The organism is Rhizobacter terrae (genome assembly GCF_003852895.1).
Lineage (GTDB): Bacteria > Pseudomonadota > Gammaproteobacteria > Burkholderiales > Burkholderiaceae_C > Albitalea > Albitalea terrae.
On sequence record NZ_QUSW01000001.1, the window covers coordinates 111105 to 127409 of the forward strand.

The window sequence follows — 16305 nt, forward strand, 5'->3', positions numbered from 1 at the left end:
GTCATGAAGTCTCATGAGCCGAAGACACCTTTGTCCGCACAGCGCATCGAACACGCCTGAGGTGGAGAACTTCGTCAACAACTGCCGCGTTTCGTCAATCAATTGGGAGTGATTTCCCAAAGGCTTTCTTCTCGACTGATTCTGCGGAAACAAAGTGCTACGCGGGTAAGGCTGAGCAACCCGGTATTAAGTCCCACCTCACACACGCCGAAGACCGGAACGCGTCGTCATGACGCTGTGATTTGGGAGTGTGTCTATGAAGCGCAGAACCTTCTTGATGGCCGCAGGTGCTGTGAGCAGCTCGGCCGTGTGGCCTGTCAGCGCATCGCGCGCCTCAGCCAGCCGTGTCGTCCGGTTCGGACAGTCGGCATCACTCACCGGCGGCCAGGCGGTCTATGGCCGCGACGTGCAAACGGGCATTGCCGCGGCCTTCGCGGCGGCCAACACCGCGGAGGCCACCACCGGCGTCCGCTTCGAACTCACCAGCCTCGACGATGGCGGCGTGCGCGGCAAGTGCATCGCCAATGCCACGCAGTTGCTGGACTCGGGCGTGACCGCACTCATCGGCCTGACCAACGGCGTGGCGGCTGAAGCCTGCGTGTCGATGATCGACCAGGCCCAGCTGGCCATGCTGGGCACCGCCAGCGGCAACATGGGCCTGCGCACCCCCGGCGCCCACAGTGTCTTCCACGTCCGCGCCGGCTACGACGCGGAATTCAAGCGCATGGCGAACTACCTGCGCGACGTCGGCCTGCAGAAGGTCGCCCTCGTGCGCCTCGCCGACACCGCGCCGGCCAACCTCGAGGCGATGAACAACGCCTTGTCGTCGGTCTCCATCAATCCCAAGGTGGCGATCAGCATCGACCGCCTGGCCACGAACTTCGACAGCGTCACGGCTGAACTGATGGCGGCCAAGCCCGACTGCGTGCTCTTCGTCGCCAACGCCGGTCCGGTGGCCACCATCATCGACCAGATGACCAAGGCCAAGTACCCCGGCCTGTTCTACGCCTCGTCCTATGCCGGCCAAGACCTTCTGGACACGCTGGCCAGCCGGCACCAGAGCTGCGTGATGAGCATGGTCGTGCCGCGCCCCACCGCCCTGGGCGTCAACGTGGTGGCCCAGTGCCGTCGCGACCTGGCGCTGCTGAGCGACAACCCGCGCATGGGGATCACCACGCTGGAGGGCTACATCGCCGGGCGCACCGCCGTCGATGCCACGATGGCCGCCGCCAAGGCCGGCAACATGACCCGCGGCCGCATGAAGGAAGCGCTGGCCGGACTGCGCAGCGACCTCGGCGGCTACAAGGTGGAATTCGCCGGCACCAGCCAGGGCTCGCGCTATGTGGACCTGGTGACGCTGGACAAATACGGCCGCCTCGTCGGCTGAGGATTCAGCCTCTCAGGCAAGCCTGCTCCATCACATTCCCCGAGCGCCATCCGCCGGTCAGCATTGATCGGCGGACGTTCGGCTTGGGAAGAATATCCCAGGCTGTCGGTGAAACATCGGCAGCCTCATTCCATATTCAATGACGAAAACCTGATTTCCAAATTCGTCTTTTGCTCTTCATCAAAGCACAGGATGATTTGAAGAAATGAGCATCTTTGATGCGGACGCATCTCCACGGAGAAATCATGCTTGCGGCCTCGGTGATCTGTCGAGAATCGTCACCTTTCACGGTCATTTAAGAGCAGTTCGGAAAATTGTTCCTGCAGTGAAATTTCTACACTCGACACCGGAAATAATTTCAAACTTTGATCGAGCTCTAAACCTGGTGAATTAATTCGCACTCCTTGCATGAACAGATGATTTGGCATTGGTTTTTTTACACATAGATACCCCTGCGCCAGATATCTAACAGCATCATCTTTTCGCAACACGCAACCCCCAAAGTTCGGGGGTTATCTCTGACGGAATACCGGAAGCCAGAAAAGAACGCCTTGTTCCTCATTCCGGTAACCAACATTTGGGAGTGCGGAAGGGTGACTACATCGCGCATCGGCATCATCGGCGTCGGGCCAAGAGGACTCACGGTCCTTGAGCGCATCGTCGCCCACGAACGGCAAAGCCGCTCCGGCGACCTGGAAATCTTCCTGTTCGATCCCAGCCCGCCCGGCGCCGGCTGCCACGACCCTGAGCAGGCAGATTTCCACCTGGTCAACACCGTCGCCGGCCAGCTCACTCTGTTCTCCGATGCATCGGTCCTCAATGCAGGCCCGGTGATGAACGGCCCGTCCTTCGCCCAGTGGCTGCATGAGCAAAGCGGCATGCGCACGGGCGAGGTCGACGACCATGAATTGATCTCGCCGGATGCGTATTACTCGCGCGGCCTGTTTGGACGCTACCTGCTGTGGGCATTCCGCTATGTCTGCGGCATGGCTCCGCCGCACGTGCGCATCCACTGCAAGAAGACCTCCGTCACGCGCGCCCATCGCTGCGACGATGACACCTGGATCCTGGAGACCCCGGAGGCCAAGGTCCTCGTCAACTATCTCTTCCTGACCACCGGCCACACCAAGCCGGCATCGTCGGAGATTCCTGCTGCGCCCAGGTCGCCCAAGGAAACGCTGGTCATCGAGGACCCTTACCCGATGCGCTCCAAGCTCGCGGCGATCGCGCCCGGGGTGAAGGTGGCCGTCGAAGGCATGGGCCTCACCACCTTCGACGTGGTGGCCGACCTCACCGTGGGCCGCGGCGGCCGCTTCACGGTGTGCCCGAGCACGGGCAACACGCGCTACCTGCCCTCCGGCATGGAACCGAAGATCGTCCTGTTCTCGCGTTCGGGCCTTCCGCTGTCGGCACGCGCCATCAACCAGAAGGGCGTGTCCGGCCAGTACAAGTCGCGCTTCCTGCACGCGCAGACGCTGCGCGACCTGCGTGCGACCCGCAAGCTGGACTTCGCCACCGACGTGCTGCCCCTGCTCGTGGCGGACATGGAGTACGCCTACTACGACGCCTACCTGCGGCAAAAGGATGCGGTGACCGCCGTCCTGTTCTGCAACCAGTTCTCGCGGGCGGATGCACCGCAGCGGCAGGCGCTCATCGAACGCCATGTGCCCAAGCAAGACCGCTTCTCCTGGGATTTGCTCGCAGCGCCCATTCCCACCCCTGCCCTCGCCGACCAGGCCGCCTTTTCAGCTTGGCTGACTGCACACCTGCACAACGACGTGAAGGAAGCCCGCCGCGGCAACCTCAACAGCCCGCTGAAGGCCGCCTGCGACGTGCTGCGCGACCTGCGCGACAACCTGCGCGCCGCCATCGACTTCGGCGGGCTCACCGAAGAGTCGCACCGCTGGGTGCTGTCGGAGTTCCTGCCCATCATGAACCGCCTGGCCGTGGGGCCGCCGCTGTCACGCATCGGCGAGATGCTGGCCCTGATGGAAGCGGGGATACTGCGCGCCGACTTCGGCCCCGGTGCCTCGGTCGCCAGCAACGGGCCGGGCGAGAAGATGCGCGTGCGCTCCGTGCGCTGGGCGTCGCAGTCCGAGCCGATCGACGTCTGCGTGAAGGCACGCATTTCCATGCACAGCCCGCTCGACGATGCGTCGCCGCTGCTGCGCGGCCTGCTCAGCGACGGCCATGCGCGGCTGTTCCACAACGGCGGCTTCCATCCGGGCGGCATCGAGATCGACCGCAACTACAACTGGATCGACGCCAAGGGTGCCGTGGTCGAGAACGCCTGGGCTTTGGGCATCCCGACCGAAGGCATCAAGTTCTGCACCTTCGTCATTCCGAGGCCGGGCGTGAACTCCACCGCCCTCGTCGATGCCGGCCGTGCGGTGGGACGCCTGCTGGGCGCCATCGGCAGCGGCAAGTCGGGGCGCCCGACGCCAGTGTTCCTGCCGACCGAGGAAGAAGCATCCGCCTACGCCTCGCTGTACGGCGGCCTCTGACGCAACATGCTCGAACGCGCCTTCAACCGGCTCAGCCTGGCGGGGCTGTGCGCCACGCTGATCGGCAACGGCATCGGCCGCTTTGCCTTCATCGCGATGATGCCGGCGCTCATCCAGGCCGGCTGGTTCAGCAAGGCCGATGCGTCCTACCTCGGCGTGGCCACGCTCGTGGGCTACGTGGCCGGCGCGGCCTTCTCCGATGCGCTGGCCCGGCGCTTCTCCAGCGCCACGCTGCTGCGCATCTCCATGCTGGTGTGTTCGCTCAGCTTCTTCGCCTGCGCCATCGAAGGCGCCGGGCTGCCTTGGTATTACCTGTGGCGCACCGCCGCCGGCGCCTGCGGCGCGGTGCTGATGGTGCTGCCCGCACCCGTCGTGCTGCCGCAGCACGACCCCTCGGTCAGAGGCCGCGCGAGTGGCGTGGTCTTTTCCGGCATCGGACTGGGCGCGGCCTTGTCGGGCTCGCTGGTCCCACTGCTCATCGCCGGCATCGGCATCCCCTTCACGGTCTTTGCGCTGCAGGGCGTGACAGGCGCGTGGCTGGGCATGGGGGCCGTCTGCCTCGCGCTCACGCTGTTCGCCTGGCGGCAATGGCCTGTGGAAGCCGCTCGGCCCGAGCCCACGGCGGACTCGCCCGCTCCGGCCAGCCACCGGCTGCCCGATGACCTGCGCATGACCGTGTGGCTCATCATGGCCGCGCACGGCCTGAACGCCATCGGCTACCTCACCCACACCATGTTCTGGGTGGACTACGTCGTGCGCGAACTGGGCATGCCGCTGGCGACCGGCGGCATGTACTGGGCGCTGTTCGGGCTCGGAGCCGCCATCGGCCCCATGCTCACTGGCTCACTGGCCGACCGCTTCGGCCTCAAGCCTTGCCTCATCGCAGGTTTCGTCATCAAGGCCTTCAGCGCGCTGCTGCCGGTACTGAACAGTTCCGCGCCGGCCTTGATTGCCTCTTCCGTCCTCATGGGTATCTTCACCCCGGGCATCGTGGCCCTGGTGTCGGCGTATTCGCTCGCCACCGTGGGACAAGAGCATCACCGCAAGGCGTGGGGCATGGCCACTTCGAGCTTCGCCGTGGCCCAGGCGGGCGGCGGCGCACTCATGGCATTTGCAGCCAGCATGCTGCACTCCTACCATCCCCTCTTTGTCGTGAGTGCCTTGGCGCTGATCGGCTCGGTAGGCAGCATCCTCCTCATCCGGGACAGGAGCGAGGAACACCGCGCCGCCGCCCAGGACTTCAACCTTTCACCTCCCGTGGAAACAGCGCAAAACCCATGAGCACCATGATTCTCGAACGAGCCGCCGCCGTCTTCGCCAGCGCACTGATCGCTTTCGCATGTTCTCCCGCCGCCGCGCAGATCCGCATCGGCCAGACCACGGGCGTCACCGGACCGGTCGCCACATCGGTGGCCGAGATCAACGTGGGCGCCAAGCTCTACCTGGATCACATCAATGCCGAAGGGGGCATTGGCGGACAGTCCATCGAGCTGGTCACGCTGGACGACAAGAACCAGCCGCCGCTGGCGCTGGAGAACGCCAAGAAGCTGGTGGCTGATCCGAAGGTCATCACGCTGTTCCTCAACCGGGGCACGCCGCACACGCAGATCCTGCTGCCCCTGCTCGCCGAATCGAAGATCGCGTTGCTGGCGCCGTCCACCGGCGCCATGGCCTTGCACAACCCCGTGAACCCCTGGGTCTTCAACGTCCGCACGACCTACCAGGCCGAGACCGAACACCTCACGCGCCACCTGGGCATGGCCGGCCTGGACAAGGTCGGCCTGTGCTACGTGGACGACACCTTCGGCTCCGATGCCATCCAGGGCGCCTTGAAAGTCTTCAAGCAGGCCGGCAAGGAACCGCTGGTCAAGGAAGCCATCGACAAGGCCAAGCCCGACTACACCGCCTGCGTGCAGAAGCTGATCGCGAACAAGCAGCTGGGTGTCGTGATGGTCGGCACGCCGGTGTCGGTGGCCGCCGGCGTGAAGGCGCTGCGTGCGGCCGGTGGCACCACCGTCACCGTCGCCACGCTGTCGAACAACGCAGCAGCCGGCTTCGTGAAAGAGCTGGGCACCAATGCCGCCGGCGTGATCGTGAGCCAGGTGTTTCCGTCCGAGCGGCGCCTGGCCACGCCGATGATCGCGGAGGCCGACCGTCTCGCGCAGGCCAAGGGCATCAAGAGCCTGACGCCCGCGATGATCGAAGGCTTTGCCGCCGCGAAGGTGCTGGTCCTCGGACTCAAGCGCGCCGCCGTGGCCGAAGGCAAAGGGCCCATCACGCGCGTGGCCTTCAAGCGCGCGCTGGAGTCCATGAGCCGTGTGGACATCGGCGGCGGCGTGGGCGGCATCGAGCTCACCTACAGCCCGACCGACCACTCCGGCCTGGACTACGTGGACCTCTCCTACATCACGGCGGACGGATCATTCCGTCGCTGAACATCCGCCCCGCGCTCCCCTACCATCGGCTCCGCACGTTTGCGGAGCCTCTTTCATGAAGATCGCAGTGATGGGTGCGGGTGCAGTGGGCTGCTACTACGGCGGCATGCTGGCGCGGGCGGGACATGAGGTGGTGCTGATCGGCCGCGCGCGGCATGTGGACGCGGTGCGCCGCCGCGGGCTCGTGCTGGACACGCTCAGCTTCAAGGAGCACGTGGCGATGGCGGCGAGCACCGATGCCCGCGACATTGCCGGTGCGTCGCTCGTGCTGTTCTGCGTGAAGTCCACCGACACCGAGACCGGCGCGGCGCAGATGGCGCCCCACCTGGCCGACGATGCCCTGGTGCTCAGCCTGCAGAACGGCGTGGACAACACCGAGCGCCTGCGCGCCTCGTTGAAGCAGGAGGTCGGTGCGGCCGTCGTGTACGTCGCCACCGAAATGGCCGGCCCCGGGCACGTGCAGCACCATGGGCGCGGTGAACTGGTCATCGGCCCATCGGCGCGCAGCGATGAACTCGTCGCGATGTTCGGCCAGGCCGGCGTGCCGGTGCAGGTCTCGGACAACGTGGCCGGCACGCTGTGGGCCAAGCTCATCCTCAACTGCGCCTACAACGCCATGTCGGCCATCACGCAGATCCCGTACGGCGCGCTGGTGCAAGGCCAGGGTGTGTGGGACGTGATGCGCGACGCAGCGAACGAATGCCTTGCGGTGGCCCGTGCCGAAGGCGTCACTGTTCCCGGCGACCCGTGGGCCGCTGTCGAACGCATCGCCGCCACCATGCCCACGCAGTTCTCCTCTACCGCGCAGGACCTCGCACGCGGCAAGCCCAGCGAGATCGATCACCTCAACGGCTTCGTCGTGCGCAAAGGCCAGGCCCTGGGTGTGCCCACGCCGGTGAACCGCGTGCTGCACACCCTGGTGAAGCTGCTGGAGGGCAAGCTCACGCCGACGGCGCCTGCTCCGGAATCGGGTTCCTGAAGCTCACGTTCAGCAGGTTCCAGGCGTTGATGGTGACGATGGTGAAGCCCAGTTCGGCGATCTCCTCGTCGGTGAACACGGCCTTGAGCCTCGCGAACTCCTCGTCACTCGCATCGCTGTGGGGCGTGGCGGTGACGATCTCGGCCCAGCGCAGCGCGGCGCGCTCACGCTCGCTGAAGAACGGCGCCTCGCGCCAGCCGGCCACGGCGTTGGCGTGGCGCGGGTCCATGTCGTTCTTGATCAGGTCGCGCCAGTGCATGTCGATGCAGTAGCCGCAGCCGTTGATCTGCGAGACGCGCAGCAGCACGATGTCTACCAGGCGGCGGTCGAGCTTGCCGTTGTGGGTGACGTTGGACAAGGCCAGCAGGCTGTTGAAGGCCTTGCGCGCGAGCTGGTAATAGGCGATGCGGGGAGCGTGGGACATGACGGTTCCTTCGAGGGCTGGATCGGAGCGCCACCCTGTGCGGCGCTCCATGCCCTACAAGACGCACGGCCCGTCCGCCTTGTGACAGCCCGCCTCAAAGAATCTGCGCAATGCCCGCGAGCTTGTCCGGATTTCGCACCGCGTAGATGGCGATGATGCGTTCGCCGTCGGTGATGAAGCTCTGCGCCGATTCGAGCCTGCCTTCGACGTAGCGCAGGATGCCCGGCTCGCCGTTGATGGACGCGATACGGTAGACCACCTGAGGCCCCAGGCGCAGGAACATCGCCCAGTACAGGTTGGCAATGCGGTCGGCGCCGCCCAGCACCTTGTCGAAGGCCGGCACCTTGCCGCCGCCGTCGCCGATGGCTTGCACGTCGTCGGCGAGCAGTGCCTTGAGCGCTTCGCGTTTTCCGGTGCGGGCGGCTTCCACGAAGCGCTCCAGCAGGCGGCGATGCGCATCGCGCGACACCTCGTAGCGCGGACGCTCCTGCTGCACGCGCTCGCTGGCCCGGTGCACCATCTGCCGGCAGGCGGCCTCGGTCTTTCCGAGCGTGGTGGCGATGTCGCCATAGTCCTGGTCGAAGACCTGGCGCAGCAAGAAGGCGGCGCGCTCGTCCGGGCTGAGCCGTTCGAGCACGTACAGGAAGGCCAGTGACAGATCGCTCGCGAACTCCGCCACCGCCTCGGGCGTGCGGTCTTCGATTTCCACCAGCGGCTCAGGCAGCCACCAGCCCACGTAGGCCTCGCGCTCGGCCTTGGCCGCACGCAGCTTGTCGATGGCCAGGCGCGTCACCACCGTGACCAGCCAGGCCTCTTCCGACTGCAGCCCAGAACGGTCCGCCTGGCCCCATCGCAGCCAGGCGTCCTGCAGCACGTCTTCGGCATCGGCACGCACGCCGAGCATGCGGTAGGCGATGCCGAACAGGCGTGAACGGTGTTTCTGAAACGTATCGGTCGCGTCGGGCATGGTCGTGCTGGAAGTGGACGTTCTGGCTAGACGTGCGAGCCGGGCGGTTTGTGACAGCGGCTACATGTCCGACAGGGGAATGCCGCCGGCCTCCTCGTCCACCTGCAGCACCTCGATCAGCTGGGCGAGGTCCTTCTCCATGCGCTTGAGCGTCTTCTCGTCCAGGCTCGCGAGCGCCGCAGGCAGCACGCCGGCAAACGGGCCGGGGCTCTTCCTGAGCTGCCGGGCGCCGAGCGCGGTCAGGCGCAGGCGCACCGCGCGGCGATCGGCCTCGTCCTTGGTGGCGACCACGAGTTCGCGCTCGATCAGGGTCTTCACGAGATTGCTGGCCGTCGATTGATGGATCTGCATGGCCCGCGCAAGGTCGCCCATGCCGATGTCGGGCGTGTCGCGCAGCACGCTGAGCGCCCACACCAGCGAGCCGCCCAGGCCGACCTTCTTCTCCACTTGCTGGAAGTGGGTCTTGACGGCGTTGAAGACCTGGCGGAACTGGCGCAGCACACGGGCCGATGGCTCCTGGCTGAACTCGACGGCGGGACCGGAGGCGGACTTGCGAGGCATCGGCTCATCATAAGTCGGCAGCTCGCGGTTACAGCCCGTCGAAAGAATCGCAAGAACGGCTAACCCTACATCTTGAAAACGCTTGCGCCGATCCATATCGTGCGCCCCTCAGGTCATGACGCTTTCGTCGGATGCCTTCACAAGAGGCCGCTCGATGAAGTGGACAGCGCCACGCCTTTGAACCGACCGGGCCCGCCTTCGCAGGCCCGACATCCGCATGCGGGCCTCATCCATCGGCCCGACGTTCAACAGGAGACAGCGCCCATGACCATCCGCCATGGTTCGCGTTTGCGCACACCCACGTCCCGTGGACCACGATGGACATCGTGGCTCACGGCCCTCGCCACATCCGCCGCGCTGCTGGCGTGCGGCGGCGGCGACCCTGCGTCGACGACCACCGGTCGCGCCGATGCCTCGCACACGGCGCCTGCAAGCGCCGCTGCAACACCGGCCCACAACTATGCCGAGGCACTGCAGAAGTCCGTCCTCTTCTACGAGGCCCAGCAGTCGGGCAAGCTGCCGAGCTGGAACCGCGTGAGCTGGCGCGGCGACTCGCGCCTGAGCGACGGCGCCGATGTGGGCCACGACCTCACCGGCGGCTGGTACGACGCCGGCGACCATGTGAAGTTCGGCTTTCCCATGGCGTTCACCGCGACGCAGCTCGCGTGGGGTGCACTGCGCTTCGAGGCAGGCTACAAGGCGGCCGGGCAGTACGACGCGTTGCTGAACAACCTGCGCTTCGTCACCGACTACTTCATGCGCGCCCACACCGCACCGAACGAGCTGTACGTGCAGGTCGGACAGGGCAGCACGGACCACAGCTGGTGGGGCCCGGTGGAGGTCTATCCGCTGGCCGCCCCCAGCTTCAAGATCAGCGCGAGCTGCGGAGGCTCGGACGTGGCCGCGGAAACGGCCGCGTCACTGGCATCCGCATCGATGGTCTTCAAGGCCAGCGATGCGGCTTATGCGACGCAACTGCTCACGCATGCGAAGCAGCTCTACACCTTCGCCGACACCGTGCGCGCCAAGTACTCCGACTGCGTGACCGACGCGGCCAACTACTACAAGTCCTGGTCGGGCTACAACGACGAACTGGCGTGGGCCGCTGCATGGCTGCATCGCGCGACTGGTGACTCCGCCTACCTCGCCAAGGCGGAGTCCTTCGTGAACACCAGCAGCAGCGGCTTCGGCACCGAAGGCCAGAGCAGCTTCCTGCCCTACAAGTGGACGCACGACTGGGACAGCAAGCACTATGGCGTGTATGTGCTGCTGGCCGAGACCACCGGCAAGGCGGTCTACAAGGATGCCATCGAGCGCAACCTCGACTACTGGACCACCGGCACCAGCACCGGCGAGCGCGTGAGCTACACGCCGGGCGGACTGGCGTGGCTGTCGCAGTGGGGCTCGCTGCGCTACGCGATGAACGAGGCCTTCATCGCGCTGGCCTATGCCGATGTGGTGAGCGACGAGGCCAAGAAGCAGCGCTACCGCGACTTCGCCGTGCGGCAGGTGAACTACGTGCTGGGCGACAACCCGCGGCGTGGCAGCTACATGGTCGGCTTCGGCAGCGGCTCGCCGCAGCATCCGCACCACCGCACCTCGCACGGCTCGTGGATGGACAGCCAGACCACGCCGGCGCAGCACCGCCACGTGCTGTACGGCGCCATGGTGGGCGGGCCGGGCTCTGACGATTCCTATGCGGACGAGATCGGCAACTACGTTACCAACGAAGTCGCAACCGACTACAACGCCTCGCTCACGGGTGTGCTGGCCAAGATGAACGAGCTGTTCCCTGGCAACGTGCCGCTGGCGAACTTCCCGCAGCGGGAGCAACCGTCGGAGGACGAGATCTTCGTGGAGGCCGGCATCAACAGCTCCGGCAGCAACTACACCGAGATCAAGGCGCTGCTCAACAACCGCTCCGGATGGCCGGCGCGTCACGGCGACAAGCTGTCCTTGCGCTACTACGTCGACCTGGGCGAAGTGATCGCCGCCGGGCATTCAGCGTCGGACGTCACGCTGAGCAGCAACTATTCGCAAGGCGGCACGGTGAGCGGCCTCGTCCGCTGCGGCACGAGCAACCTGTACTACGCGGTGCTCGACTTCACCGGCACAGACATCTATCCCGGCGGCCAATCCGCCTTCCGCCACGAGATCCAGTTCCGCTTCTCCGTGCCCGCCGGCACCAGCTATTGGAACCCCGCCAACGACCCGTCGTATGCGGGGCTCTCGGCCGCGGGCACGGTGAAGTCGCTCGCGATCCCCGTCTACTCGAACGGCGAACGCGTGTTCGGGCAGGAGCCGGCGGCTTGCGGCGGCGTGTCGGTGGGCGTGCCCACCGCGCCCGAGGGCGTCACGGCCACCGGCGGCTCCGGCAGCATCGCGCTCACCTGGGGTGCCGTCGCCAATGCCACGGGCTACCGCATCCTGCGATCGGCCACCGGCGCGGCCGGAACGTACGCACAGGTCGGCGTGGCCGCATCGCCGCGCTTCACCGACAGCGGGCTGGCCGCCGCCACCACCTACCACTACGTCGTCATCGCGACGAATGCGCAAGGCGACGGGCCGCCGAGTGCCGACGTGTCCGCCACCACCAGCACAGGCGGCGGTGGAAACGGCGACTGCACATTGACGCTCGATGCGAGCAACGACTGGGGCGCCGGCCAGGTGCTCGTCGTCAAGCTTGCCAACAGCGGCACGCAGCCCTTGAGCAATTGGCAGATCTCGTGGACCGAGTCGAGCGACTTCACGGTGCAAAACAGCTGGAGCGGCAGCGTGAGCACGAGCGGCCGCACGGTCACCGTCAAACCGGCGAGCTGGAACAGCAGCATCGCGCCGGCGGGCGCCATTGAACTCGGCATGCAGATCAGCTACAGCGGCAGCCGGCCGCTGCCGACCAACGCGGCCGTGCAAGGCCGCAGCTGCACCGTCTCCGTCATCAGCTCACGCTGAATGTCGGAACTACCCATGACACCAGACAGCAAAGGCAACCCCATGAAGACCAACCCCTTGCACGCCCTTGTCCTTGGCGTGTTCCTTCTCAGCCCCTGGAGCGCCGCGACGGCAGACGTAGCCCCGTTGTCCGTCAGCGGCAACAAGGTGCTCGCCGGCGGACAGCCGGCCAGCTTTTCCGGCAACAGCCTCTTCTGGAGCAACACCAACTGGGGCGGCGACAAGTACTACAACGCCGATGTCGTGCGCTGGCTGAAGACCGACTGGAAATCCAAGGTGGTCCGCGCCGCCATGGGCGTGGACGAGGCCGGCGGCTACCTGCAGGATCCCGCCGCGAACAAGGCGCGCGTCAAGGCCGTGGTCGATGCCGCCATCGCCAACGACATGTACGTGATCATCGACTGGCACACGCACCACGCCGAGCAATACCAGTGGCAAGCCGTCGCCTTCTTCGAAGAGATGGCGCGCAGCTACGGCGGGAAGAACCACGTCATCTACGAGATCTACAACGAGCCGCTGCAGATCTCGTGGAGCGGCACCATCAAGCCGTACGCCCAGGCGGTCGTCAACGCCATCCGTGCGATCGACCCGGACAACCTCATCATCGTCGGCACGCCGACCTGGTCGCAGGATGTGGATGTCGCCTCGCGCGACCCCATCGCCGGATCGAACATCGCCTACACGCTCCACTTCTACGCCGGCACCCACGGCCAGTCCTTGCGCGACAAGGCGCAGGCCGCCTTGAACAACGGCGCGGCGCTGTTCGTCACGGAGTGGGGCTCCGTGTCCGCGAGCGGCGATGGTGCCGTCAACAGTGCCGAGACCTGGGCCTGGGTCGACTTCATGAAGGCCCGCGGCATCAGCAACGCCAACTGGGCCTTGAATGACAAGGCCGAGGGTGCGTCCGCCCTGGTGCCGGGCGCCAGCACGCAGGGCGGGTGGCCCAGCTCCCAGCTGACGACCTCGGGCACGCTGGCCAAGCAGATCGTGAGCACCTGGCCGGGCAATCCGGGGCCGGGGTGCACCACCGTCCCCGTGCCGGGCACCGTGCAGGCCGAGGCCTACTGCAACATGTCCGGCGTGCAGACGGAACCCACCACCGACGCCGGCGGCGGACTGAACGTCGGGTACATCGACACCGGCGACTGGATGACCTACGACATTGACGTGCCGGCGGCCGGCACCTACGAAGTCAAGTACCGGGTGGCCAGCCTCGGCTCAGGTGGTGTCATCCAACTCGAAAAGGCAGGCGGGCAGCCGGTCTACGGCACGGTATCGGTTCCGCAGACGGGCGGATGGCAGACCTGGACGGACGTGTCGCATCGCGTGACCTTGCCGGCCGGCAAGCAGAGCATCGCGATCGTCGCCAAGGCGGGAGGCTTCAACGTCAACTGGCTCGACATCCGCTCCGTGGACGGCAACGATCCTTCAGTGGTGACGATCCAGGCGGAGTCTTTTGATGCGATGCATGGCGTGCAGACTGAAACCACCTCCGACGCCGGTGGCGGATTGAACGTCGGCTACCTGGATGCGGGCGACTGGCTGTCCTACCCGAGCGTCAACATCCCGGCCTCGGGCAGCTATGTCGTCGAATACCGCGTGGCCAGCCTGAACGGAGGCGGCAACCTCACCCTGGAGGAAGCCGGCGGGAGCGTGGCCTATGGCTCGATCAACGTTCCCAGCACGGGTGGGTGGCAGAACTGGGTGACCATCCGCCACACCGTCCAACTCACCGCAGGCAACCACAAGTTCGGCATCGCCATTCGAAACGGCGGATGGAACCTGAACTGGTTCCGCATCAGCCGAGCCTCGTAGACCTCGCCGCATTCACCAGGAGACACTCTCATGGCAACACCTTCTCCATCATCGACAGGTTCACGCGCCCTGCGCGCGACGCTCACTGCGCTCGCCTTGAGCCTGAGCGCGGCCGCACAGGCCTACAGCGTCTCGGCCGGGCGCATTCACGACGACGCGGGGGCCATCGTCACCTTGCGTGGCGTGAACTGGTTCGGCTTCGAGACCGACGTGCTCGCGCCCCACGGCCTGTGGTCCCGCAACCTGGGCGACATGCTCGACCAGATGAAGGGCCTGGGCTTCAACGCCGTGCGCCTGCCGGTGTGCCCGGCCACGCTTCGCGGCTCGCCGGTGAGCGGCATCGACTACGCGCGCAACCCGACGCTGCAGGGACTGAACAGCCTGCAGGTGCTCGACGCCGTGATCGCCGCCATGGAAACCCGCGGCATGCACTACCTGCTGGACCATCACCGTCCCGATTGCCAGGCCATCTCCGAGCTCTGGTACACCTCCGGCTACTCCGAAGCGCAGTGGATCGCGGACCTGGAGTTCATGTCCGCCCGCTACAAGGACCGGCCGCACTTCCTCGGCATGGACTTGAAGAACGAGCCGCATGGCGCGGCCACCTGGGGCAGCGGCAATGCATCGACCGACTGGAACACCGCCGCGGAGAAAGCCGGCCGCGCGGTGCTGGCCAAGGCGCCGAATGCGCTCGTCTTCGTCGAAGGCATCGGGCAGACGGGCTACTGCACCAGCAACACCGCCAACACCTGGTGGGGCGGCAACATCGGGCCGCAGTCGTGCAGGCCGCTGAACCTGCCGGCCAACCGGCTCGTGCTGTCGCCGCACGTCTACGGGCCGGACGTCTATGCGCAGCCCTATTTCTCCGCCGGCGACTTCCCGTCCAACATGCCGGCGATCTGGGATGCGCACTTCGGCTCGCAGGCCGCCAGCGGATACGCGGTCGCCGTCGGCGAGACCGGCGGCAAGTACGGCACGGGTGATCCGAAGGACAAGGTCTTCCAGCAGGCCTTGTTCAAGTACCTCAAGCAGCGCGGCATCCTCGACCTCTTCTACTGGTCGTGGAATCCGAACAGCGGCGACACGGGCGGGATCCTGAACGACGACTGGACCACGGTGCGCGAAGACAAGATGGCCTTGCTGCGCGACTACTGGTCTGGCAACACGCCGCCACCGCCGCCACCGCCGCCACCGCCGCCACCGCCGCCACCACCTCCCCCTCCACCACCGCCGCCCCCTCCCCCGCCTCCGCCGTCACCTGATGTGAAGGTGACCACCACCAGCGATTGGGGCGCGGGCTATTGCGCCAACGTGGACGTCCACAACAACGGCACCGCGGCGTGGACGTGGAACGTGAACGTGACCATCCAGGGCACTGTGTCGCAGGCCTGGAACGTGGTGTGGACGCAGTCGGGCAATCAGCTCAAGGGCAGCGGCGTGAGCTGGAACGCCACGCTCGCGCCGGGTGCGACGGCCCAGTTCGGCTTCTGCTCCAACCGCTAATTCATTTCACGTAGACGATGTCGGCGCGGCGGTTCTGGTGCCAGGCCGCTTCGTCATGCGCGGTGGCCATGGGCTTCTCTTCGCCGAAGCTCACGGCTTCGACCTGCGTGTCCTTCACGCCCATCAGTTGCAGCGCCTTCTTCACCGCCTCGGCACGACGCTGGCCCAGCGCCAGGTTGTATTCGGCACTGCCGCGCTCGTCGGCGTTGCCCTGCACGACGACCTTCAGCGACGACGCATGCGAGAGGTATTCGCCGTGGCGCTGCACCACCGGCTGCCATTCCTTGGCGATGACCGAATCGTCGAACTCGAAGAACACGCTGTGCTCGCGGTTGAGCGCGCTGTTGGGGTCCAGGTGCAAAGCCACCTGGGACGACTGGGCCGGTGCCGCCACCGCGGGCGTGCTGGTCGCGGGCTGGGCAGCTTTGGCCGGCGCCGCCTGTGCGACCGGAGCCGCAGCCGGAGCCACCGGCGTGCTGGAGCAGGCCGACATGAGAACGGGGACGAGAAGCGATGCCCCAACGACAGTCAAACGACGCATGTGAACTTTCCTCAGTGGTGAACAAGCCGCGCTCGTTGCGGCGCGGTCCGCAAATGCATCTTCGTCAAAATACATTTGTCCAAATATTATCGCTTTCACCAGCCGTGTGCCGTCCGCTTCCCGACGAACGGCCTCGCCAGATCGAGAACAAGTTGGCTACACTGCGCCGGTCAGGAGAAGTCCGGCCGCGGCCGGCTACCGAAGGCGCAACCCCGAAACGCTCAGGTCCCGTACTGG

General features: G+C 66.2%; 12 protein-coding genes. 8 read left to right on the forward strand and 4 right to left on the reverse strand.

Features of this window, described 5'->3' with window-relative positions; genetic code table 11:
* Nucleotides 1-277 precede the first annotated feature (277 nt).
* The 5 genes from DZC73_RS00505 (at nt 278) to DZC73_RS00525 (ending at nt 7305) form a co-directional block, all read left to right on the forward strand.
* Nucleotides 278-1387, forward strand: a complete 1110-nt coding sequence (locus DZC73_RS00505; RefSeq protein ID WP_161974403.1) for an ABC transporter substrate-binding protein — start codon at nt 278-280, stop codon at nt 1385-1387.
* A gap of 593 nt (nt 1388-1980) precedes the next feature.
* A complete protein-coding gene (locus tag DZC73_RS00510) occupies nt 1981-3891 on the forward strand; it encodes an FAD/NAD(P)-binding protein (protein WP_161974404.1) in 1911 nt (636 codons plus the stop codon).
* 6 nt (nt 3892-3897) lie between these two features.
* A complete protein-coding gene (locus DZC73_RS00515) occupies nt 3898-5172 on the forward strand; it encodes a YbfB/YjiJ family MFS transporter (RefSeq protein ID WP_124538252.1) in 1275 nt (424 codons plus the stop codon).
* Nucleotides 5169-6326, forward strand: coding sequence for an ABC transporter substrate-binding protein (locus DZC73_RS00520; RefSeq protein ID WP_235834938.1), 1158 nt, complete (start codon nt 5169-5171; stop codon nt 6324-6326). Before DZC73_RS00515 ends, DZC73_RS00520 begins: the two co-directional genes overlap by 4 nt.
* A gap of 55 nt (nt 6327-6381) precedes the next feature.
* Nucleotides 6382-7305, forward strand: coding sequence for a ketopantoate reductase family protein (locus DZC73_RS00525; protein ID WP_124538253.1), 924 nt, complete (start codon nt 6382-6384; stop codon nt 7303-7305).
* Here the strand turns inward: DZC73_RS00525 and DZC73_RS00530 are convergent.
* The 3 genes from DZC73_RS00530 to DZC73_RS00540 form a co-directional block, all read right to left on the reverse strand.
* Entirely contained in the window at nt 7268-7729 is a 462-nt protein-coding gene (locus tag DZC73_RS00530) for a carboxymuconolactone decarboxylase family protein (RefSeq protein ID WP_124538254.1), read from the reverse strand. The genes DZC73_RS00525 and DZC73_RS00530 overlap by 38 nt on opposite strands.
* A gap of 94 nt (nt 7730-7823) precedes the next feature.
* The gene (locus DZC73_RS00535) at nt 7824-8696 is read right to left on the reverse strand and encodes an RNA polymerase sigma-70 factor (RefSeq protein ID WP_124538255.1); all 873 of its coding nucleotides are present in this window, start codon (nt 8694-8696) and stop codon (nt 7824-7826) included.
* A 60-nt stretch (nt 8697-8756) separates the two neighbouring features.
* Nucleotides 8757-9257: a MarR family winged helix-turn-helix transcriptional regulator gene (locus DZC73_RS00540; RefSeq protein WP_124538256.1), complete on the reverse strand. Its 501-nt coding sequence runs from the start codon at nt 9255-9257 to the stop codon at nt 8757-8759.
* Between the two features lie 264 nt (nt 9258-9521).
* Here DZC73_RS00540 and DZC73_RS00545 point away from each other — a divergent pair, with 264 nt between their 5' ends.
* From DZC73_RS00545 to DZC73_RS00555, 3 genes are read left to right on the forward strand one after another with little or no spacing between them, the layout of a single operon-like run.
* Nucleotides 9522-12209 (forward strand): glycoside hydrolase family 9 protein, encoded by a 2688-nt coding sequence (locus DZC73_RS00545; protein ID WP_124538257.1) that lies wholly within the window; start codon nt 9522-9524, stop codon nt 12207-12209.
* Between the two features lie 42 nt (nt 12210-12251).
* Nucleotides 12252-14024, forward strand: coding sequence for a carbohydrate-binding protein (locus DZC73_RS00550; RefSeq protein ID WP_124538258.1), 1773 nt, complete (start codon nt 12252-12254; stop codon nt 14022-14024).
* A gap of 30 nt (nt 14025-14054) precedes the next feature.
* Nucleotides 14055-15527, forward strand: a complete 1473-nt coding sequence (locus DZC73_RS00555; RefSeq protein ID WP_124538259.1) for a cellulase family glycosylhydrolase — start codon at nt 14055-14057, stop codon at nt 15525-15527.
* A gap of 1 nt (nt 15528) precedes the next feature.
* Here DZC73_RS00555 and pal read toward each other — a convergent pair whose 3' ends face one another.
* Nucleotides 15529-16068, reverse strand: coding sequence for a peptidoglycan-associated lipoprotein Pal (gene pal / locus DZC73_RS00560; RefSeq protein ID WP_124538260.1), 540 nt, complete (start codon nt 16066-16068; stop codon nt 15529-15531).
* Nucleotides 16069-16305 lie beyond the last annotated feature (237 nt).